The 21,609-nt window shown below is 39.7% G+C and carries 27 protein-coding genes and 1 riboswitch; of the genes, 11 read left to right on the top strand and 16 right to left on the bottom strand.

Translation table 11 applies throughout. The annotated features are described in order from the left end of the window. Window positions 1-113 precede the first annotated feature (113 nt). On the top strand, window positions 114-275 hold the full coding sequence (locus BrL25_RS25185) for a hypothetical protein (RefSeq protein ID WP_018672449.1): 162 nt from the start codon (window positions 114-116) through the stop codon (window positions 273-275). A gap of 51 nt (window positions 276-326) precedes the next feature. Here BrL25_RS25185 and mutY read toward each other — a convergent pair whose 3' ends face one another. Further along, the gene (gene mutY, locus BrL25_RS13915; protein ID WP_018672448.1) at window positions 327-1,439 is read right to left on the bottom strand and encodes an A/G-specific adenine glycosylase; all 1,113 of its coding nucleotides are present in this window, start codon (window positions 1,437-1,439) and stop codon (window positions 327-329) included. Window positions 1,440-1,723: 284 nt separating this feature from the next. Between mutY and BrL25_RS13910 the strand changes: the two genes are divergently transcribed. Then, complete coding sequence (locus BrL25_RS13910; RefSeq protein ID WP_018672447.1) at window positions 1,724-2,731, top strand: metal-dependent hydrolase; 1,008 nt, start codon at window positions 1,724-1,726, stop codon at window positions 2,729-2,731. Window positions 2,732-2,780: 49 nt separating this feature from the next. On the opposite strand, the gene BrL25_RS13905 is transcribed toward BrL25_RS13910, so the two are convergent. Next, a complete protein-coding gene (locus tag BrL25_RS13905; protein WP_018672446.1) occupies window positions 2,781-3,695 on the bottom strand; it encodes a cation diffusion facilitator family transporter in 915 nt (304 codons plus the stop codon). A gap of 538 nt (window positions 3,696-4,233) precedes the next feature. Further along, window positions 4,234-4,842 carry a superoxide dismutase gene (locus BrL25_RS13900; protein ID WP_018672445.1) on the bottom strand — a complete coding sequence of 203 codons (609 nt, stop codon included), beginning with the start codon at window positions 4,840-4,842 and terminating at the stop codon, window positions 4,234-4,236. A 221-nt stretch (window positions 4,843-5,063) separates the two neighbouring features. Here BrL25_RS13900 and BrL25_RS13895 point away from each other — a divergent pair, with 221 nt between their 5' ends. Next, window positions 5,064-5,831, top strand: coding sequence for a TSUP family transporter (locus BrL25_RS13895; RefSeq protein ID WP_018672444.1), 768 nt, complete (start codon window positions 5,064-5,066; stop codon window positions 5,829-5,831). Window positions 5,832-5,953: 122 nt separating this feature from the next. Here BrL25_RS13895 and BrL25_RS25180 read toward each other — a convergent pair whose 3' ends face one another. Next, on the bottom strand, window positions 5,954-6,130 hold the full coding sequence (locus BrL25_RS25180; RefSeq protein WP_018672443.1) for a hypothetical protein: 177 nt from the start codon (window positions 6,128-6,130) through the stop codon (window positions 5,954-5,956). A 12-nt stretch (window positions 6,131-6,142) separates the two neighbouring features. After that, on the bottom strand, window positions 6,143-6,385 hold the full coding sequence (locus BrL25_RS13890) for a YneF family protein (RefSeq protein ID WP_018672442.1): 243 nt from the start codon (window positions 6,383-6,385) through the stop codon (window positions 6,143-6,145). A 147-nt stretch (window positions 6,386-6,532) separates the two neighbouring features. Between BrL25_RS13890 and BrL25_RS13885 the strand changes: the two genes are divergently transcribed. Next, a complete protein-coding gene (locus BrL25_RS13885) occupies window positions 6,533-7,270 on the top strand; it encodes an N-acetylmuramoyl-L-alanine amidase family protein (protein WP_018672441.1) in 738 nt (245 codons plus the stop codon). 38 nt (window positions 7,271-7,308) lie between these two features. Continuing rightward, complete coding sequence (locus BrL25_RS13880) at window positions 7,309-7,950, top strand: hypothetical protein (RefSeq protein WP_018672440.1); 642 nt, start codon at window positions 7,309-7,311, stop codon at window positions 7,948-7,950. 38 nt (window positions 7,951-7,988) lie between these two features. On the opposite strand, the gene prpE is transcribed toward BrL25_RS13880, so the two are convergent. From prpE to BrL25_RS13845, 7 genes are all read right to left on the bottom strand, one after another. Continuing rightward, the gene (gene prpE, locus BrL25_RS13875; protein WP_018672439.1) at window positions 7,989-8,819 is read right to left on the bottom strand and encodes a bis(5'-nucleosyl)-tetraphosphatase PrpE; all 831 of its coding nucleotides are present in this window, start codon (window positions 8,817-8,819) and stop codon (window positions 7,989-7,991) included. A gap of 118 nt (window positions 8,820-8,937) precedes the next feature. Next, window positions 8,938-9,567 (bottom strand): response regulator, encoded by a 630-nt coding sequence (locus tag BrL25_RS13870; RefSeq protein WP_018672438.1) that lies wholly within the window; start codon window positions 9,565-9,567, stop codon window positions 8,938-8,940. Further along, window positions 9,542-10,693, bottom strand: coding sequence for a sensor histidine kinase (locus BrL25_RS13865; protein ID WP_018672437.1), 1,152 nt, complete (start codon window positions 10,691-10,693; stop codon window positions 9,542-9,544). The genes BrL25_RS13870 and BrL25_RS13865 overlap by 26 nt, the downstream gene beginning before the upstream one ends. A gap of 19 nt (window positions 10,694-10,712) precedes the next feature. Further along, entirely contained in the window at window positions 10,713-11,819 is a 1,107-nt protein-coding gene (liaF, locus tag BrL25_RS13860; protein ID WP_018672436.1) for a cell wall-active antibiotics response protein LiaF, read from the bottom strand. A 29-nt stretch (window positions 11,820-11,848) separates the two neighbouring features. Then, window positions 11,849-12,400 carry a class I SAM-dependent methyltransferase gene (locus tag BrL25_RS13855; protein WP_018672435.1) on the bottom strand — a complete coding sequence of 184 codons (552 nt, stop codon included), beginning with the start codon at window positions 12,398-12,400 and terminating at the stop codon, window positions 11,849-11,851. 60 nt (window positions 12,401-12,460) lie between these two features. Then, window positions 12,461-13,165 carry a PspA/IM30 family protein gene (locus BrL25_RS13850; RefSeq protein WP_018672434.1) on the bottom strand — a complete coding sequence of 235 codons (705 nt, stop codon included), beginning with the start codon at window positions 13,163-13,165 and terminating at the stop codon, window positions 12,461-12,463. A gap of 43 nt (window positions 13,166-13,208) precedes the next feature. Next, a complete protein-coding gene (locus BrL25_RS13845) occupies window positions 13,209-13,640 on the bottom strand; it encodes a LiaF transmembrane domain-containing protein (protein WP_018672433.1) in 432 nt (143 codons plus the stop codon). Window positions 13,641-14,007: 367 nt separating this feature from the next. Continuing rightward, window positions 14,008-14,145: riboswitch (cyclic di-AMP (ydaO/yuaA leader) on the top strand. Window positions 14,146-14,151: 6 nt separating this feature from the next. On the opposite strand from BrL25_RS13845, the gene BrL25_RS13840 reads away from it, so the two are divergent. The 3 genes from BrL25_RS13840 (at window position 14,152) to BrL25_RS13830 (ending at window position 16,916) form a co-directional block, all read left to right on the top strand. Beyond that, the gene (locus BrL25_RS13840; protein ID WP_018672432.1) at window positions 14,152-14,604 is read left to right on the top strand and encodes a C40 family peptidase; all 453 of its coding nucleotides are present in this window, start codon (window positions 14,152-14,154) and stop codon (window positions 14,602-14,604) included. A 203-nt stretch (window positions 14,605-14,807) separates the two neighbouring features. Beyond that, complete coding sequence (locus tag BrL25_RS13835) at window positions 14,808-15,533, top strand: response regulator transcription factor (protein WP_018672431.1); 726 nt, start codon at window positions 14,808-14,810, stop codon at window positions 15,531-15,533. Window positions 15,534-15,536: 3 nt separating this feature from the next. After that, window positions 15,537-16,916, top strand: a complete 1,380-nt coding sequence (locus BrL25_RS13830) for a sensor histidine kinase (RefSeq protein ID WP_018672430.1) — start codon at window positions 15,537-15,539, stop codon at window positions 16,914-16,916. A gap of 153 nt (window positions 16,917-17,069) precedes the next feature. Here the strand turns inward: BrL25_RS13830 and BrL25_RS13825 are convergent, their stop codons facing one another. Then, window positions 17,070-17,627: a hypothetical protein gene (locus BrL25_RS13825; RefSeq protein ID WP_018672429.1), complete on the bottom strand. Its 558-nt coding sequence runs from the start codon at window positions 17,625-17,627 to the stop codon at window positions 17,070-17,072. A 239-nt stretch (window positions 17,628-17,866) separates the two neighbouring features. Beyond that, window positions 17,867-18,010 (bottom strand): protein YhfH, encoded by a 144-nt coding sequence (gene yhfH, locus BrL25_RS13820; protein ID WP_018672428.1) that lies wholly within the window; start codon window positions 18,008-18,010, stop codon window positions 17,867-17,869. A 448-nt stretch (window positions 18,011-18,458) separates the two neighbouring features. On the opposite strand from yhfH, the gene BrL25_RS13815 reads away from it, so the two are divergent. The 3 genes from BrL25_RS13815 to BrL25_RS13805 all read left to right on the top strand — a co-directional run bounded on the left by BrL25_RS13815 (window position 18,459) and on the right by BrL25_RS13805 (window position 19,945). Next, window positions 18,459-19,043 (top strand): TetR/AcrR family transcriptional regulator, encoded by a 585-nt coding sequence (locus tag BrL25_RS13815; RefSeq protein WP_026315230.1) that lies wholly within the window; start codon window positions 18,459-18,461, stop codon window positions 19,041-19,043. A gap of 237 nt (window positions 19,044-19,280) precedes the next feature. Then, window positions 19,281-19,628: a DMT family transporter gene (locus BrL25_RS13810; protein ID WP_018672425.1), complete on the top strand. Its 348-nt coding sequence runs from the start codon at window positions 19,281-19,283 to the stop codon at window positions 19,626-19,628. Between the two features lie 2 nt (window positions 19,629-19,630). After that, entirely contained in the window at window positions 19,631-19,945 is a 315-nt protein-coding gene (locus BrL25_RS13805) for a DMT family transporter (RefSeq protein WP_018672424.1), read from the top strand. A 91-nt stretch (window positions 19,946-20,036) separates the two neighbouring features. On the opposite strand, the gene BrL25_RS13800 is transcribed toward BrL25_RS13805, so the two are convergent. Next, complete coding sequence (locus BrL25_RS13800; RefSeq protein ID WP_018672423.1) at window positions 20,037-20,867, bottom strand: transglycosylase domain-containing protein; 831 nt, start codon at window positions 20,865-20,867, stop codon at window positions 20,037-20,039. Window positions 20,868-21,115: 248 nt separating this feature from the next. Beyond that, a complete protein-coding gene (locus BrL25_RS13795; protein ID WP_018672422.1) occupies window positions 21,116-21,457 on the bottom strand; it encodes a hypothetical protein in 342 nt (113 codons plus the stop codon). Window positions 21,458-21,609: the final 152 nt, after the last annotated feature.

Below are 21,609 nucleotides of genomic sequence, written 5' to 3'. Positions count from 1 at the left end.
AGGAATGTTGAGATGAGAAATGTTAAACGTAAACAACGTATGAAGTATGTAGGTGTAAAGGCGCTAGATGGGACCTGACTGGATGAACAAAAAATAAAAGGAGGATGTGCACTGTGCATATTCCAATGATCTTTTTTACCATTATTATTGAACGTAAAAAGAAATCACCGGAGAAAACATACCGAGATTATATCCAACATAAACGTATTGAAAAAATCCGTGAAGAAAACCAACAACGATGTATTGAGCACCATTATTTAATGAATCGATTCTAAAAAATCGGAATAAGCCTGTAAAAAGCCCCTCTTGTGAAGGGGCTTTCTCCGTTAACAATTTTCTTCCTTCGCTAATATTTCGGCAATGATCTTATTGTGTAATACGGGGAATGCATATTGTGCCATTTCCTCTGAGGTAACAAACACAGCATTCTCTTTTAGCGGCTCACCTGAAATGTGCTCCATTACATACACATCTACATTCCAATGCAAATGTGAGAAGGTATGTTGTACATTCATCAGATAATCTCCCAAATCTACCTCTAGTCCATACTCTTTTTCCAAGAAACGTAGCAATTGTTCCTCGTCATCCTTTGTCCCCGCATGCTCTATCATAGGAAATTCCCATAATCCTGCTAATAATCCCTGTTCAGGACGCTTTTGAATAAGGAATTGGGAGTCACGTTTTACTACCGCTGTTAGTAATTGAACGGGACGCGGTGGCTTTGCCTTCCCTTTGACGGGCAATGTATCCTGCACGCCTTCTTTTCGAGCTAAACAGTAATCAAAGACGGGACAGGTAAGGCATTGCGGATTTTTAGGCAGACAAACAAGTGCCCCTAATTCCATAATCGCTTGGTTAAAGTCACCCGCTCGTCCGATTGGAATTGTTTGTTTAACTAGCTGTTCCATTTTGGTCCGTGTAGCTGGTTTAGCAATATCATCATCCATCAGTAAAAGTCTGGAAAACACACGCATTACATTACCGTCCACCGCTGGTACAGGAACTTCATAAGCTATACTTAAAATGGCACCGGCTGTATATGGGCCTACACCCTTTAGCTTAGAAATTTCTTCAGGTGTGTCAGGAACCACTCCACCATACGAAACTGTAACCTCACGAGCTGCGGCTTGTAAGTTACGTGCTCGGGAATAATAACCTAGTCCTTCCCATGCTTTTAGAACCTGTTCCTCAGGAGCGGCAGCCAGCGCTTCCACTGTAGGGAATTTTTGCATAAAATTTTGATAGTAGGGTTTCACGGTTTCTACACGTGTCTGTTGTAGCATAATTTCTGAAACCCAGACACGATAAGGGTCTCGATTTATTCGCCATGGTAAATCTCGCTTTTGGGCATCATACCAATACAAGAGATCTTGAGCAAAATCAAACGCTTGAAATTCATCGGGCAGTGTATAAATAGTTGGTTGTTTTTTTCTTGTCATGCTTTTTCTTTGTTTCCCCTTTGTACTTTTCAGGTTACATCCATTTTTTATATTGCAATAGTGCAGAGATCATCTACTTCCATCTTGCCAAAAAAAACTGGTTTGAACAAGCGCCCTCCTACATTTGCCATACTGATGTATTGTTTTTGTTAGATGTAGAGAGAATGATACACAACGAAGTCACTGTCTGTGAATTGAATACTTTTTTCTAGAAAGGATTGAAGAATTACGTTAGTTGTGCCATAATTTTTCCACCATCCCCGTGCGAAAGGAGAAATCTTCTAATGGATACTGCCACGCATTTTGCCATCGGTTTTGGTTTAGCCGCCCTTGCTCATCTAGATCCTGTTGTAGCAAACAATCCGGGTTTAGCTGAAGCGGTAATGATTGGAACAGTCATCGGTCAACAAGCACCCGATTTTGATGGATTTACTCGTCTACTCGGTAATGCAACATATATCCGCAACCATCGGGGAGCCTCTCATTCGATCCCTGCTATTTTCATCTGGACACTCTCCATTTTTGGACTTATCCAATACTTCATTCCGCAAGAACACTGGGGGCATTTACTCGGTTGGACATTCTTTGCTGTCTTTTTACATGTTTTTGTCGATATATTTAACGCCTATGGGACACAGGCACTACGACCCTTTAGTCGAAAATGGGTTGCCCTTTGTACCATGTTTATCTTTGATCCTCTAATCTTTGCCTTGCATATCATCGGACTATTATTGTGGGCGGCTGGTGCTGAGCCTGGTAAGCTGTTCCTTGTTATTTACGTATTTATTGCCCTTTATTATGTAAAAAGGTATCGGGTACATGCACGTGAGCTAGCCTATCTTCAATCTTCTTTGGGACTAAAAGGAGAATATACGCTAATCCCTACTTATTCATGGAGTCAGTGGACGTTCGTCGTAAAAACGCCTCAGCAATGGTATGTAGGAGAGATACATCAAGGCTCAGAGCCATTAGTGCTTGATATTTTCCCAATTCCAAAAACTGAGCCAGAGCTTATTACCCTTACGAGACAGGATAAAAAAGTGCAGGCCTTTCTTTCCTTTACCCACCATGTTCATGCAGAAGTGATACAACGTTCTTTTGGCTATGAAGTAAAATGGAAAGATTTGCGTTATCGTGCTAAGCATATGGGTAAATCGCATTACATGCTGGTAGCTGTCGTCTATCTAGATCAAGATAAACAAATTCGCGATTCATTCGTAGGCTGGATTCACCACAGCGAAGACCAGTTAACCAAAAAATTAAATCCCCAAAAAGAGATTCAGGTTAATTAGAAAAGCAAAAGCTCCTTCCTAGTGAGGAGCTTTTGCTATTTGACACATTCTATGTTCGAGATTTATTTGGTCTACGGGAAGCTGGCTCTACATGAATCAGCATTCGTTCAATCCCATTAAAGCCTTTCAGATATTCTTCAATCCTATCCGTAACATCATGACTTTCTGCTACAGTTAAGGATGATGGTACTTCAATAATACAATCAACATGAACAGCGCTTCCATGATAACGAGCCCGTAAATCAGTCACTCGGCTAACACCATTCACTTCCATAATACGATCGTGAATCTCTTGCCATTTATCTTCTTCAAAGGCATCCATCAGGCTGTCAACTGCCTGTTTTCCTACCACATATGCCGTCTTAATAATGAGTAAGCCAACGATAAGTGCCACTAGGGCATCTGCCCATAGCCAGCCTAGTCGGGCTGTACCAATACCAATTAATGTTCCAATACTTATAATCGCGTCACTTCGATTATCATAAGCAGCAGCCATAACTGCCAGATTATCTGTTTCTTTGCCAATAGCCATATTGTAACGAGATAAGAGATATAGAATGAGAGCACCACCAAAAGCTACATACATAGATAAAGGATCAGGAGCTATTACTTGCGCTTCTGGTCTCCATAATTTCATGAAAGCACCCTTTAAAACATCTATTCCTACCACTGCCATCATAAAAGCCGCTAATAGGGCTGCTGTCGTTTCTGCACGAAAATGTCCATATCGATGATTGTGATCAGCTGGTTTTTGGGAAATATACATACCAATCATCAGGGCAATAGACGCCAACACATCTGATACGTTATTCCATCCATCTGCTGTCAATGCCTCAGATTGAGCAAACATCCCAACCAGAATCTTACTAACAGACAGGATCAAATAAAGGAAGATGCTAATCTTAATGGCTCTGCTTCCCTTTTTGTATTTCAGGAGCTTCGTGCTCCCTTCTATACTTTCCACAGTAGATTTCCTCCTCATACCGAACTTTCTATGTTTAATGGTAACGATCCAAAACCGTGTTAGTCCAGAGAAACGTTTTTGCAAAAAGGCAGGATTGCATCTATAAGGAAACAGATTTGCATGGAGGAAACCCTTTATAAAGCTAGATACTATTGGGCTTGTAGGAAAGTGAAGCACTTATTTTTTGGAAAGCGTTTTAGACAGTTCCTTTTTTAAATTTGTATGCTAATTCCTTTTTAGGATGTTATGCTTCTTAAAAGTTGTTGTCGGATCAAATAAAAAATTCATACTAGGACGAGGAAATAAAACCCAACCTCTAGATTTATTTATATCTTGGAGACGAGAAAAATGTGAGTAGAACAGCAGAAATTAGTGGGTTTATGTGGAAATTTTTAAGTCATTAATTGATGAGCCCTAACGTGCATCATAGCCAATGGCTGTGGTCGACATTTATCTTATAGCATTACAATAAAAAAGGGTAAGCATACCTATTAGATCCATCTAATAGGAGGCTTACCCTTTGTATTTATTCCATGTATTAGCGAGCTGCTTCGAAGCGTTTGTTTACTTCTTCCCAGTTAATCAAGTTCCAGAAAGCACCGATGTAGTCTGGGCGTTTGTTTTGGTAATTCAGGTAATAAGCATGCTCCCAAACGTCTAGACCAAGAACAGGCTTTTTACCTTCCATTACTGGGCTATCTTGGTTAGGTGTGGATGTGATCGCTACTTTATCACCGTCTACAATTAGCCAAGCCCAGCCAGAACCGAAACGGCCTGTAGCTGCTTTTGTAAATTCAGCTTTAAAGTTATCATAGCTACCGAATGCAGCATTGATTGCGTCAGCAATAGCACCTGTTGGGTTTCCGCCGCCATTTGGACTTAGAATTTCCCAGAATAAGCTGTGGTTCGCATGTCCACCACCATTGTTACGTACAGCTGTGCGGATACCTTCTGGAAGTGCATCCAGATTAGAAATTAATTCTTCTACGCTTTTTCCTTGAAGATCAGCATGACCTTCTAAAGCGGCATTTAAATTGTTAACGTAAGTAGCATGATGACGATCATGGTGGATTTCCATTGTTAGTGCATCAAAATGTGGTTCCAATGCATTGTTTGCATATGGTAGTGCAGGTAGTTGATGTGCCATTACAAAAACTCCTCCTTTATGTAAGTAAAAAATCCTTAACTCTTGCTTTACTATTTAATTATAGCGTAAATGACTGGATTAATGCAACTAAAATGTATTGAAAGTATAGTAAGGTATTTCATTCTACATTACTGAAGGCTGAACCCTTGCAAACCCGATCTCTCATGATAAACTGTACATTATCAAATATTTCACAATTGAATAAAGGAGTCTGACTCTAAATGGAACTAGATATATCAACCATTATTTTACTTGCTTTAATCGGATTTTTAGCTGCGTTCATTGATAGCTGTGTTGGCGGGGGAGGTCTAATTTCTCTTCCTGCTTTGCTTGGTTTAGGCCTTCCCCCTCACCTTGCATTGGGAACCAATAAACTGGCAGGTACTCTTTCGTCCCTAACCAGTTCGATCACCTTCATTAGTATGGGGAAATACGATAAGAAGCTAATGTTAATCCTCGCTCCTGTTTCATTTATCGGTGCATGGATAGGTGCCCTGACGGTTTTAGATGTTCCTCAAGGCTTTCTTAACACGCTAGTTATTATTATGATGGGTCTTATCTTTGTTTATACTCTTCTAAACAAAAAGTTTGGCCATGAAGCAAATTTTAAAGGGTACACAACCTTTACAGTTAGCTGGGGCATTTTATTTGCCTTTTTGATCGGTTTCTACGACGGTTTTTTCGGTCCTGGCACAGGCTCCTTCTTTGTATTCCTCATGGTGCTACTATTCGGCTATGATTTTGTAATCGCTGCTGGTAATGGTCGTATCCTGAATCTAGCCAGCAATATCTCATCACTTGCTGTATTCATCTGGAATGGTAAAGTTCTCTTTTCTATTGGCTTAGTTATGGGATTGGCCATGATTTTAGGCGCAACTCTTGGTGCCCGTGTGGCAGTTATGACTGGTGTTCGCTATGTGCGCCCGTTGTTTCTTATCGTGTCAGTCTCTCTCATTACAAAAATGGTATATGAACTATTAATCAAATAAGAGTAAAGCAAAACGGCGTGCACCACCCAGTGGTTGCACGCCGTAATTTTTTACTATAACAGGTGACTTTCTCCTGTTTGATCAATGAAACCTGTTTCGCTAATGGGCACCAGTTCTCCCCGTTATTTGCCATCCCTATGTTGCTTTATACGGGCAATGATTCCGTCCGCTAATAGGCCAATACCTGCACCATAAAAGGGCGCTGCCATTCGAAATCCTGTTGGTAAATCTTTAAGAAAAAACAGTATGACTCCAATGATAAAGCCTAACATCATAAAGCGAATACGCGAGGAGCCCAAGTTGCTTCCCTCCTATTTTGACTTAGGTTTAGGGAATTTTGTGTTCGGCATTTTCATGTTTTTCATGTTGCGGCTCATTTGTTTTAGCTGCTTTTGATTTAAATTCATACCCATAGAACGTGCCATGGTTTGAATTTGTTTTTCATCCATTTGCATGTTGGCTACTTGCTTTTTAAGATAGTGAACTCCACCATAGAACCCACCAGCTAAACCTGCGAGTAGCGTAACAATTGGAATAACCCAGTTGTACCACATGTTCCATTACCATCCTTTTTTAATATCTTATCCCGTCCATTTTACCATAAGAAGCTTCCCTGTCCATGTAGATTTGTGTCGTACAGTATGAAATGAGGCTAACTTTTTATAATAGGACCTGCATATACTGTGCCGAGGTGAAGAAAAATGACTACTTTCGTCATGATCGACCCTGGACATGGTGGCATTGATCCAGGAGGGGGAACCAACAGCTTGTTTAAAGAAAAAGACCTCGTATTAAAGATTTCCCTTTATCAGCATCAACGCTTTTTAGACTTAAATATTCCAGCTATGCTTACTCGTTCCGCAGATATGACGCTTGGAAGCGACCAGCGTACATCATTAGTTCGTAATAGCGGAGCACGTTATTGCCTATGTAATCATGTTAACTCAGGTGGCGGTTCCGGGGCAGAAGGAATCTATTCCATTCACGCCTCCTCAGCCATGGCTCGTTCTCTTTTTGAGGAAATCGAGACAGCTGGTATGCCTGTGAGACGGATCTATACGCGTACTCTTCCCAATAATCCCCAACTTGATTACTATTTTATGCATCGAGACACAGGAAATGTAGAAACGGTCATAATCGAATATGGATTTGCAGATAACCCAGCAGATGCCCAGTTCTTAAATACGAAGTGGAAGGATTTAGCGGAAGCCGTTGTTCGTGGCTTTGCTGAGTTTGCCAATCTACCTTATACTCCCCCATCGAGTACTTCACCAAAGCCTGAACCACCTAATGATTGGAAAGAAGAAGCTGTTAACTGGCTTTACCAAGAAGGTATTTTAACGAATGAGGATTGGCGACAAAATATTGATAAACCTTTGCCGTTATGGGCAGAAGCCATCGTGTTGCGTCGTTTATACGAAAAAATAATGAAAAAATGATTATATGAAGACATGACCAAACAAAAGGAGACGTTCCCATGAGCTTAGACATTGGTGCTATTGTAGCCATCGCTATGGCGGCAACCTCTACTCTATCTACCTGGTTAGGTATTCCTGTGAAGTTAAGAGCCTGGACAACATTGGGATTTATTTTGCTACTAAAGCTGGGCTACGATTGGTTATATGGTCCTGTACCATTTATCTGGAAGGATTCACTCATGCATGGAATTACGGCTGGTCTAGCAGCCGTAGGAATTTACTCCACCACGAAAAATACCCACCAACATGTGCGCTCACTAAAAAATGAAACGATCAATAACGAACCAAATACTAATAAGTTGACCAATGATATTGATCCCACAACGCTTGTTTTCTCTTCTCAAGATCAAGTTGTTGATCAATCTTCTGTGCAGCCCTTCAATCAATCCCATTCACAGGTTTCATCATTACAAACACAGACCCCAATAGAAAATCCTAGTTCACCACAGCAGTCATCAATAGAAACTGCATTGAATCAACCCCTACACTCCACTACCACCCCTTCTTCTATCCCCCATTCCGGTCCAGAGAACCTGCCCCCTACTACCTTCAAACCATCCAGTGAAGCACCTTTTGAAGAACCTACTCAATCATCTAATGATTCCTCTGATAAAAAATCTTCCTACGAAGACTATGTCTAAAAGCGAGCCAAAGTTGACCGGCTCGCTTTTAGATACAGCTATTTCTTTTTCACATAACGTGTGAGTGGAGTATCATCCAAACCGGAATAATTGGTTTTAGCCACAACGCTGACAAGCTCATCTTCTGGGAACCGATAAGCAGTTAACTTCCCCCCAAACACACATCCCTGGTCAATATTAATCGCGTTCTGCCTCTCACTGCGTTCTGGTTCTGGGCGAGGATCATGTCCCCAAATGATTAACATATCGGATAAATGCTCTACCGTCCAATCTTTGCGGATAGGCCTTCCATCTGGACCCAAACCTGCAACATCTCCATATCGACAAAAGTTTTGGATGGTCGGTGAATCCTCCCCAATATAACTGTCCTTAATCCCAGCATGCACTGCAACCAAGGCTTTTTTACCTCGATACTTCACAATAATATGCGAAGGTGCTGACATGAGCAATTGCAAACTGGCATAACGAAATTGAGCAGTGCGTCGTGCCCCGTGTTCCGTTTCGTAACGTTCAAATTGTTGTTCCACTAACTCATCACCATGCGCTAGCATGACACGTCTTCCATCTAGCCAACGTGCAATTTTCCAGCCATGATTGCTGTCTACCATCTCAGCTAGCCCCTCTTTTATATGCCTGATAAAAAAATCAAGCAGCTTAAGTGATTCAGGCCCCCTACTCGTAATATCTCCCAGTGACAATATCTTTCTTCCCATAGGATGTTTATATAGCTGATCCTTTGCATCGAACGTGTAGCCGAGCACCGACAACAGTTCAATAAATTCTTCATAGCAACCATGTATATCTCCGATGACATCTACTCCACTATTTGCTGTGAAGAATTTGGATCGCTTCGGCATAAACTTTTTCATGCGACCAACTCCACTATATTCCATATTCTTATAGTATTACCCTAAGTAGTCCTATTTGATAAGTAATAGAAAGAAAAACCCGAAGACACTCTCCGGATTTTGTGGGGTTGCTTATTTATTAATGTAATTGATGTTTATGTACATAAATAGCCGCTTGTGTCCGATCTTCTACACCTAGTTTTGATAAAACATTACTTACATGCGTCTTAACCGTTTTAATTCCAATTATTAATTCATCTGCGATCTCTTGATTCGATTTTCCCTGCCCGATCAGCAACAGTACCTCCAATTCACGCGGTGTCAATTGCTGGTGCGCTGGCGTCTGCGCACCTGTACGAAAACGTGCCATGATCTTGCTCGCTACTCGTGACTCCAGTACAGGCTCACCATCTACCGCTGCACGAATAGCTTTTACAATTTCGGAGGCACGGGAGGTTTTTAACAGATAACTAAATGCTCCTGCCTCAATAACCGGATACACTTTTTCATCGTCAATAAAGCTGGTAAGTACAATAACCTTCGTCTGAGGCAACACTTCCCGAACTTTCCTAGTTGCCTCGATACCTCCCATGCCCTCCATGACTAAATCCATGAGTACGACATCTGGTTGCATTTCCTCTACCAGACGTACACCCTCTTCCCCACTTGAAGCCTCTCCTACTACTTCTATATCATCCTCTGTGGATAAATAAGAAGCGAGTCCCATACGTACCATCTCATGATCATCTACTAATAATACCCGGATCATTCTCTCCATCTACTCCTTTTGGGTGTACGTCCAGCAGTAACGGGACGCGTATTTCGATCTGTGTGCCATTGCCTGGTGATGAGTAAATCTCCATTGCACCGCCGATTTCATCAACCCTCTCACGCATGGACACCAACCCATATGAGGTCATTTTTTCTCCATCTGGATCAAAGCCAATTCCATCATCCGCAATGCGTAAACGTACATGCCCTTGTAGCGTGAATAATTTTATTGTAATGCTATGTGCTCTGGAATGACGCAAGGAGTTAGATAACGCTTCCTGCAAAATCCGAAACAACTGATCCTCAATGCCATTTGGGATGTTGGCAATATTACTGATTTCCCAATTAATATCCAATGTATGCTTGATCTTTAACTCTTCTAACAGCTCCTCAACCGCTTCACCTAACGATTTATTTTGTAATGTAGCAGGACGCAAATGTAACAGTAATGCTCTCATCTCTGCCTGTGCTCCTGCTGCCATTTCCTCTACCAATTCAATCTGTTGTGCTGCTCGACTTGGATTTTTATCAATCAATCGCTTAATGGCAGCAGTGGTCATCGCGATAGCAAACAATTGCTGACTGACTGCATCATGCAATTCACGTGCAAGTCGTTGGCGTTCCTCTGTCACCGCGGCAACTTTAACCTGATCATGCAATTCTGCATTATGCGTGGAGAGTCGTTGTAATGATGCTACCTGACCTTCCCATTTAGCTGCAAGACGATTCAACTGCCATCCCAATTCGCCAATCTCGTCTGATCCTAATTCAGGTACCCGATATGATAACATACCGCGTTCTAAATTCATCGTCGCTTCCCATAAAGAATAAAGACGCTTTTTTAACAGATTACCAGCGATATAACCACTGACTAACCCAACAACAGTAGCCACTAATAATCCCACAACTAATTGGAAAAAGAAGATACGCCAGCTAAAATCAACGTTCACAGATACGTGTAGATATTTGGCCAACCACTCATTAACTTCTGGTCGATCCTTACTAAAATGACCGATCCATAAGAAAATACCGAACATCGTCAACACCGTGCTGTTTGTCCAGAACAGCGCTTGTTGAACCGCCTGCCATTGAATGCTTTTTAATGTCGAATATGATTGTTTCATACGTCAGTACACCCTCTCATCAGATGTACTTGACATCAATATCGCCCACCCAGAGCGAAATGATGATTTTTACTTTTTCAGTAGCTTCAGCGTAGTTATGAGTGGACAACATCACTTTACGCGTAATTCCATTTTGACGATGGCCTAGTACTTCCAATTCTCCGATAGTTACTTCTGCCATCACCTGTACCGGCATATCGATCGGAACATAGATCGTGACATCTCCAATCCAGCCGTTGACGACTAGCGTTCCTTCTTTTTCAGGAATCACAGCACGAGAAAGATCAATTACCACATCGCCGATCCCTTGCCAAATCCGCATATTTTTTAGCTCAAAGCGGCCTGAAATCAATCGATAATCACCAATCAACGAACTGCGTGTATCTTGAGGATTATGAATGTGAACATGATCATAGAACGTTTTATCAAAGCTTTTATGAAAGGTTTTATCGCTCGATTTACGCTGTTCTTTTTGAGCACCGTCCTTTGAAAAAATAGGTTCATCAGGCCCTGTATCAGAATAATAAGAGCCAGAATAGCATTCACCTTCAATCCTAGGCCCAGCCTGTGAATACGGCTCCTTCTTTGCCTTTTGATTATTCTGTTCACTTGTAAAGGAACTTTGACTCGTCGGCTCAGACTGAATACCATCCTGCATGTTTACTTGTGCCTTTTGCCGTTGTCTCTCCTTTAGTAACGCATCCATTGCAAGATCTAACTCATCCTGCTTAGGTGTCGATGTTGATTGTGAATTAGAGGATGTTTCTTGTATCTTCTCTTCTGTATAAGTGAAGTCTGGGCCAAATTCATTCTTATTTCGACCTTTACGACGTATTAATCGAATGCCATAGTAGATAAAGAACAGGGAAAAAATAAAGCCAAACAAATTGTGGATGGCAATGCCAAACCATTCCTGAAAAATATTAAGAATACCAATGGTTAATAAGATACCACCAGTAATTTTTCTTCCTCTTTTCCAAAATCGATACCCCCAAAAAATTAATAGCAGAGGCCATAAGGAAAAAATGCTAAAAAAAATCAGCCCTAAATTATTGAGGAAGAGACCTAAACCAACAAAGATGATAATGGTACCAGCTACCATTTTTTCTACGCGAGAAAATTTCAAACGGAGCCTACTCCTCTCTCAACTGATTTTTATCTTTTCTTACATACATATACAAAAGCTGGCGGGATATTAAATGGGGTAAATTTAATATCAACCTTTGAAAATCGCAATTCAAGCTCATTCTTCAGTTGCAAGGAGTACTGAAAGGTAACAAACACCCCACCCGGTTCAAGAGACTCGACCACACAATCCAAAATGTCACTACGCAATTTTTCTGGGAAAACAGCAAATGGTAGTCCAGACACAATGGCGTCTAGTGAGGGAATATTTAATTCATTCATATACTCTGATAATCTTACCGCTTCCGAGCAAATTGGTACCTGAGGAAAACGATGATGTAGCATTTGTTGAAATTGTGGATCACGCTCCACGATAAAAAACCGTGCATCTTTCTTCATCTGTGTAAGAATAGCACGTGTAAACACACCGGTTCCTGGCCCCAATTCGGCAATATGTCCTACTTGCTCCCATGGAACATTTTTCATCATTAGACTACTTAAATAACGCGAACTGGGGATAACGCTCCCTACTTGTCCCGGCCGTGAGACAAAGCGTCTCAGAAACACAAGCAAATCTGACATCTGGTAAACCCTCCTAGGGGAAAAGCAGCCCCTAATCAGGGCTGCTGTGTTTAATAATATCTAGTTCTTTGTTGCTGACTCTACTTCTTCCCTATTTTCAACGGATTTTCCTGCCAGCTTCTCTTTTAATTTTGCTAATTCATAATCTAATTCATCTTTTTTGTCCAGCTTTTTCAATGAACGATGGTATTCTGTGTCCTCATACATACCGCTCATGCTAGCTTCTGCTTCCATCTGCATCACTTTTTCTTCCATGCGATGGAAACCGCGAGCCGCGTTTTCAACACCCATGCCTGTTACATAAGAATTTACTTGTTTTTGTGTACGAGCTACTTGAGCTCTGGACATTAACATATATTTTTTAGCACGCATTTTATAGAATTCTTCTTTTAGTTCAGCCAATTTTTCACGCATTTGCTGAGCAGCATTACTAGACGAATCTAATAGTTCTTTTAATTCAAGTGCACGTGATTCATAAGTTTTTTGATCCAATAGAGCGCGTCTAGCCAATTCGTCTTCGCCTTCAGTAAGAGCTAGCATCACTTGACGCTCACGTTTACCTGCTAAGGTATTCGCCTCTTCATATTGTTGGCGGAACTTCTTCTCCTGTGCCACCTGGCGAGCTACCGCTACTTCTACTCGACCAATCTCTGCTTCCATATCGCGCATGTATTGTGTAAGCATAACAACCGGATCTTCTATGGAATCAATCGCATTATTTACGGAAGCCACCGTTACATCACGCAGTCTTTTAAAAATACTCATTTAGAATTCCTCCTTAGAGTTTATCATTTTTTGGTTTTTGTAATCAAAACAAATCCTTATGTTGACGTTTCTTTACCTCGTATTCCCAACGATCTAGCTTATCTTCTCGTAACACACTCTGTGCCCACTCTCTCTCCCACATCGATGGAGTTGATTCATGCTGGGAAGTATGTCGTTGGCTTTTCATTACTTTAAATCCACAGTAGATGATCGCAATTGCTAACATGCAACCAAATAGCAAGCTCAATTTATTTAAGAGCATTAATAGCCCGAAGAGGAAAACAAATATTCCCCATCCTTTATTTCCTGTTGAGCCAGCGCTTAACACCTTTTTGCAACCATAGACCATTAACAGTCCTGCGATAAACATGGGGATTAACCTGTCGATTCCTAGCCCTAGTTTGTCAAGCAATACCAGTACCCCTACGACAATCAGCGTAAGCCCCAGAAATATTTTTCCGGATTGCCCTTGCAAGTGTTTTCCCTCCTTTTTTCATTCGCTTGTTGTTCATGACCTTATTGTAGTCGACCCTGAAAAAATCTATAACGGGCGAGCGGATGGTTTTCGCCTCAGCCCTGAGTCGGAGAGAATGTCCATCCGTGAAAGGAAAGATAGATTTCAGCTGGTAGTGAGAAGAAATCAGCTAAATCAACAGGAAACGACAGGAAGTTTCACTTTGTTTCTACCTATAAGAATGTAATGGAAGTGACACTCTTATCAGAATCAGATAAGACGGGTATTCTCTAAAAAGATTACTTAAAAATATGTCGAAAAAGTGAACTTTAATAAAAAAAAAGGAGAATAACGACGAAAGTAGAATTTAATCTCTCTGTAAAAAAAAATCGAAAATTAGCCGAATTCCAGACAATGGAAACGGGGGAACCATACTTTGGGGTGAATAGCTGTTATTACAAACAGCTTAGGGAAACCTTTCGACCGAACCCATCAGCTAACCTCGGAGGCTTAAAAGGAAGGGGCTCTTTCGTTGCGTAAGTTTGTGTGTTCCATACTAATGACTGCATTACTAGCCGTGGGTGGAGGTTCTGTATTCGCATCTTCCGACTCATTAGACCAAACCATCAATCCTTTGTATGGCGTACCTTACAAAGCAGCCGGTAAATCTACTTCAGGTTTTGATTGTTCCGGTTTTACCGGGTACGTGTTTGGGGCTTTAGGTGCAAAACTTCCAGCTTCTTCTTCTTCCCAATTCGATGTGGGAGAGTCAGTAGATCGAGAAGACCTAAAGCCGGGAGATTTAGTGTTTTTTAACACGAATGGCAGAAACATCTCACACGTAGGCATCTATATTGGAAACAATATGTTTGCTCACTCTGAAACAGGAATTGGAGTAACGAAGACAAGCCTTGATGATCCCTACTATTGGAGTAAGAAATACGTAGGTGCTAAACGTGTAGCAATTCCAGAATTGGAAGACTAAAAATCTTTTTCCATGAAGCTGAAAAAGAAGTACGACCTTTTAATACAAAAGCCAGGGACATGAGTCTCTGGCTTTTTCTGACTACAATTAGTACCAGCTCACATGATAAGACTATATGTTTCCTTATATTTAATTGTGCCAGACGCCCTTATCCATGATATGATGAAATTAATTGCATTTCGTAGAAACTAGGAGGGTCTCCCTTGAAAGATCATATTTTTGTTGTGGACGATAACCAAGAGATTGTCGATCTGCTCCAAGACATCCTTGAGAATGAAGGTTTTGACGTTTCTCATGCAAATAGTGGAGAAGAAGCACTTGCAAAGCTAGATAGTGGGTTAACTCCCAATCTCATTTTGCTTGATATTATGATGCCACAAATGAGCGGGTATGAACTGTGCGCGCAAATTCGTCGTGAACGGGAAATGCCAATCATTTTCTTAAGTGCAAAAGGTAAACCAGTAGATAAAGTAGTTGGACTAGAAATTGGTGCTGATGACTATATCACCAAGCCTTTTGATACAGAAGAATTGCTGGCTCGCATTCGTGCTCACCTTCGTCGCTATGACCGTTTGAGAAAATTAACTGCTCAAAATGAACAACTAGATAAGGAAGCAGGAAATTCAGCTCTCACCATCTTAAAATTTAAAGGGCTAGAAATTCATAAGGAAACCTACTCTGTCTATGTAGGAGAAAATAAAATTGATTTGTCTACAAAAGAATTTCAATTGCTAACCTTCTTAGCAGAGAATCCAGGTATTGTTTTTACCCGAGAACAAATCTATGATCGCGTATGGGGCTATGGGTATGGCTCACTTAATACTGTTACGGTACATATTAAGAACCTACGTGAAAAACTAGAAATAGAACGTACATTTATTAAAACACAATGGGGAACTGGTTACGTCTTTATCGGGGAGCGTATCTAATTCGTGAAAATCAGCAATAAAATACTGCTCGCCTTTTTAGCTGTCATCATGATTCATATTTTGGCGTACCGCTTTGTCTTTCAAAACATTATTGTGGATCAGCTTAAAACAGATCGCCACGAGCAGTTTTTGCTGGGAAAAGAAGTGGCCGAGCGAGTCAGCTTTAATGAAGTGATTCGTCGTTCCTTGTTTAAAGATCCCAATGAATTAAAAGAATTAACTAAACAGTTGCCTGAAGACTTGATGTACACGATTGTAGTGGAAGATGAAAGTGGCAATGCCATTACCACGAAAACCTCAGAAGCCTATAATGCTAAAGGCAAAGGATCGAAAAAGGTAATAGCAGAGTATTCCATTGATCGTAGTGCTCCTGTAGAAGGTAGGACTGTTGTTCGTTTCTATACAGATGATTATGATATCCTTGCTTCAAAAGGGGTTACCATGATCATTGTGTATATTTATGTTAGCTTAATTTTCATAGGTATTATTCTATTTATTGTGGTCATTCGTTGGATACTACGTCCTGTTAATGAACTTTCTCGTGTTACCCAGGAAATTAAGATGGGTAAACGTGATGTTGCCTTTTCTTATCAATCTACTGATGAATTTGGGCAACTATTCCGCTACTTCGACGACATGGTAGAAGAACTCACTTTTGTTGAAGAACGACAACAAGAATTGATGGCCGCTATTGCCCATGATTTCCGTACACCTTTAACCACGATTAAAGGATATGCATCTTATATTGCCTCAGGTCGTGTTACCGATCTTGAGCGCATACAGAAGCAAATGGCCAAGATAGAAGAAAAGGCACTTGATTTGGAAAATTTATTAGATGAGTTGCAGGACCATAATCAATGGATGGGTCGCTTTCCACTCAATCTAACTCGCATTCATATTCGAACGTTTGCTAGCAACATCGCTGAGGAATACGCCACCCGTCTGGAACAAAGTCCCATCAGCTTCTCTAGTAAATTCCGTGTTTCTGATTCATTACATATGGAAGCGGATGAACAAAAACTACGACGTGTTTTAGAAAATCTATTAAATAACGCCATACATTATAATAAACCTGATGGAAGTATCCTGTTTACCTGTGATATGGGAAACAATGAAGTGAGCTTCTCTGTCATTGATAAAGGGGATGGAATCGCGGAAGAAGATTTATCTAAGATCTTCACCAAATTCTATCGGGCTGAAAAATCACGTAATCGCAACAGTGGTGGTACAGGACTAGGATTAACAATCTGCCAGCGACTTGTCGAACGTCATGCTGGAAAAATTACTGTGAGTAGCCAGTTAGGTATAGGCAGTGCCTTTACAGTAACCATACCTCTTAAACAGAAAAAAACACCTCCTGATAAGCCGTTACCACAGGATTAGGAGAACCAACCCGTTTTTCCTAAAGGATAGTCAACTAAGAACGTAGTAGATATAAAATACCGCATCAGAGCTAGTAACTCGGATGCGGTATTTGTTGTTTTATTCATTACCTTATTCTCGTTTCTATACTACGATACAGCCTGAAACCTCAGATTACGCCTCTCGTTGCTCTAATAATCGTAATGATTCAATACAATACTCTACAATTTCATTCAAATCAGGAATGTTACCTTCGTCGATCTTACGATGAAAATCTAATTTTATTCGTACCTGGAATTGTTCAGGTGGCCATCTAAATTCCTGATGCTCATCTACTGTAAACATTACCTGCTGTGTAATATGTGGCCGATGTCCCCAAATATCATTTAACAAATGTATCACTTGCTCAGATTCGTAGGGCACATCTCTCATGGATAGATCGAAATGAATACAGATCCGACAGCCCATCGGTACGGCGAGCGTTTGTTCTAACTGCTCACTTGCGATATCAGATAGTTCCGTTGAAAGCTGAATTTCAGCAGTTACCTGATGCTTGTTTGTGTCCTCTTTAGAAGACAATAAGTGAAATTGAATATGAAAATAGCGTCCAAATTTGGCTAAATCAACAGCATCTACTCGATTTATAACCAAAATATCGCCATCCAAATCATGGTCATAAACAGCGCCTTCTAATACAACTTTTATATTGTCATAAATAATTGGATGAAACATCAAAAAGCTCCTCTCCATATTCTGTTCTTAGAATGCCCTGTTTTTTTTACTGGTGCAAGTAAAACGTAAAGAAAAAAAATGCCTTCAGTGCTTCTTTGCATTAGTAGCGATAGGAGCACAAAACAATTTATACATATACAAAAAGAAGCCATTCTGCTTGACTGGCAGAATGGCTTAATAAAGGGTGTGTATATGGAGTAAAGAAAGGGTTCCAAAAAAGGTAATTTATAGCATATTGATTAAACTTCTACGATGATGTACTTCTTTTCGGAGCAATCCAAGCATTCGGACATATAGGATTCTGCTTGTTCTGTAATCGGTTGACCACAGCATTCACATTGTTTTGGTCCCAATGTAGCAAAGAAATGAGTCATTTTCTCCATGTTAATCGCCTCCGTATGTTTTCTTGCTCAATGTGTGATTTGTTGACTTTATTGTACTACAACAGCAATAAAATAAAAATCTTGTTATAGCACATTTTACAGCGATTATCCGTTATTTAGTTATCCTATCTCTCGAATACTCTTTCTTTCTCTGTATTAATACTATTTTTACTAAATTTCGCTGTTATAATACAAGAAATAATATCCAGTAGTGAAAATGACTGGGGAAACAAGCTACCCCGCTACAAGGAAAGGAACAATCCACAACAACCTTACTATTCGTAAATTTTTAATTGTAGTACTACATGTAAAGACATCTTTATCTTGCCCACTCCTCCTTTCATTACGTAATGGTTATTATCTTAGATACAATTGATTTTTTGACATTATATTAGTGTTGCTTTATAATGAATGATAGTCATTCATTTAAAAAGAGGAGGTAAATGATATAGCTAGCATTTCTGACGGAAAATACAATAAAATTTTAGAAGCTGCCATTGACGTCATTTCAGAAAAAGGACTTGATAAGACTTCCATTTCAGATATCGTAAAAAAAGCAGGAATTGCCCAAGGAACTTTTTATTTATATTTTTCATCTAAAAAGGCTTTAATACCAGCCATTGCAGATAATCTTCTCACAACTACTTTAGAAAGAATTAAGGAAAAGATCCAAGGGAAAGAAAACTTTTGGGACGCCTTAGAAATTGTGATTGACGAAACCTTTAACATAACAGATTCATATAAAGAGATTATTGTCCTTTGTTATTCCGGTCTTGCCATAGATTATTCAATGGAAAAATGGGAAGCGATATACCGTCCCTATTATCATTGGTTTGAAGTTATATTAAATAAAGCCATAAACGATAACGAGATCATCAATGACATTAATGTGGAACGAATGGCAAAAATGATTATCAACCTTGTTGAAAATGCGGCTGAACGATTTTATATAGGGCGCGATCAGGATGATACTGTGGATATCGTTAAGGCGGAGACCTATAGCTTCATCAAAAGATCACTGTTAAAAAAATAAATAAAGTTATTGGGTACGTCCAATATTTTTTTAAAATAAAAATGACTGACATTCATTCATATGAAAAGGGACTATTTATGAATCTTCTAGTTATTGGTCTAATTTCATTAAAGCTTACAGACAATAAAAGCGAAGACGTACAAGGAAAAGAAGTTGCTTACTTAAATGATTCTTTGTATTTTTACCGTCCATATTTGAATTTGTGATGTAACATTTTAAAAAAAGGAATGGTTGTTTATGAATAAAGCTTGGATTTATGTCATTTTAACTTGTTTATTCGAATTGTTTTGGGTTTATGCATTTAACGTGGCAACAACATGGTGGCACTGGGCTATCGTAGGTGTCATTATTATTGCAGATTTTTACCTTCTCTCTAAGGCATGCGAAACATTACCAACGGGTACAGTTTATGCTATTTTCGCAGCAGCAGGTACAGTAGGTACAGCCCTAATGGACATTTTTATCTTTGAAGGGTTATTCAGTCTAGCAAAAGGTCTATTTATGGGTCTTCTAGTCATCGGCGTAATTTCATTAAAACTTGCAGACAATAAAGGCGAAGACGCACAAGGGAAAGGAGTTGCTTAATTATGGGTTGGTTATTTGTATTTCTAGCGGCAATATTTGAATTGATTGGTGTAATAGGCTTAAAAAAGTTTAGTATAAATAAATCTTTAATAAATACAGTTCTTTTCTTTGGAGGGTTCGGTACATCTTTTGCCCTCCTCTACGCATCTCTTAATTATCTTCAGTTAAGTGTAGCCTATGCCGTTTGGATTGGTATTGGAACAGCCGGTGCGGTACTAGTAAATATGATTTTTTTCAACGAGTCAAAAAGCATAGGACGTATCATCAGTCTCATCATCATTGTCGTCGGTGTGACTGGACTAAAAGCAGTCTCTTAACCTACATCTTATAGAGTAAAAAGAAAACCGTATTCCTTGAAAGGAAGCCTCTATTACATGTTGCCCCTCTTTATACTGAAAAACCTCGCAGTTATGACTGCGAGGCGGCTCTGGATAGCTCATTGCCTGTTGTGGGTAAAATTATTTTTTGTTTCAAAAAATCCTGTTCCTGCTTATCTGTGATATAACCAAGCTTTTTCATTCGACTTAATACCACATGTTGCCGGGTCATTGCTTTATCAGGATATTTGATTGGCGAATAATTTTCTGGTGCTTTTGGTAAAGCTGCTAACATAGCTGCTTCACTCTCATTAATTGTTTTTAGCTTTGGATCATGTAGACGTACCGTCTTTCCAAAATAATGTTGAGCTGCTGCTTCAATTCCGTATTTTCCATGACCAAAATAAATATTGTTTAAATACATCTCTACTATTTCATCTTTAGAAAATTGACGTTCTAAATTCATCGCGATTAAGGCTTCTTTTACCTTACGTGTATAGGTTTTCTCATTTGTTAAAAATAAATTTCTAGCTAGTTGCATGCTGATCGTGCTACCACCCTGCCGCTTACTCTCTGACATCGTGTTAATCCATAAGGCACGTCCAAATGCAATGTAATCAATTCCTTTATGGTAATAGTAGCGATGGTCTTCAATTGCGATAAAAGCATCCTTCAGATAGGCAGGCATTTCATCTGTAGCAACATACGTGCCCTGGCCTCCTAAACTACTACCTACCGTCTTGGTTAAGATCTGTTGGTCAATTAAATAAGTACCTGCTATGGTTACAATAGAATATGCAATAATCTGTAAGAAAAGCGCAGCAATCAACAGTATCACTAACCACTTTGGTACTCTGGTACGCCAGGTTTTAGGCTTGCTCTGTTTTAACGGTTGTGCAGTTCCTTGTAAGACATGATTCATGATTGCTGCCTCCTTTCTTCTTATAGGACGTTATTTTCTTTGACATGTTTCGACTTTTTCCTCGTTGTAACCTAATTGTAGTCCAAAATCCTTACCATGACCTATTGAAAAGTCTTACAGAAACCTTAAATTTTTGTAAGGTTTCTTGTTCATAAGCTGGCCCCATAACAGAAAAAAGCCTGACTCCCATAAGGAATCAGACCTCAAATAACCTTAACAAGTAAGTAAGCTCTGGTAAGTACGCATACCTACACAGCTTCGTAAATTGCCTCGTAACGCTTGCCGATCTCTTCGTCGTTTAAACCGAATTCTTTCATACGTTTAATCATTACTTGCGCCCAAATATTTGTGCGTTCAGCAATTTTAGCGAATTTCTTGGATTCTTTCCCTTTACGCTTAGAACGCTCTTCGCTGTTCGCTTTTAAGTTATCAAGAATGAAGATCATACGCATGGTATCCTCTTCGTTCAAGTTTGTCCATTCAGTATCTAAAAATACCAATACATCTTTATAATACTTATCAAATTCAAGGAAAGAGATTTCTGTATCCATGTTTAGATATTCTTTCAATTGGTCAAACAATGCATCCATCTTTTCGTAACACTCCCTTAATTGGCTTAAGCACCATTATAACAAAAATGAAGAAGACAGGGAAAGAAAAAAGCTTGAATATTGCTAAGTAGTAATTATTTCTAAGCAGACACTTATAGGAAGAGAATCTTTTTCAGGTATATCCTAGTTGC

It is taken from the genome of Brevibacillus laterosporus DSM 25 (assembly GCF_002706795.1).
In the GTDB taxonomy this organism is placed as follows: Bacteria; Bacillota; Bacilli; order Brevibacillales; family Brevibacillaceae; genus Brevibacillus_B; species Brevibacillus_B laterosporus.
Note: the sequence above shows the minus strand (reverse complement) of the source record. Positions and strands in the feature narration are given on the sequence as shown.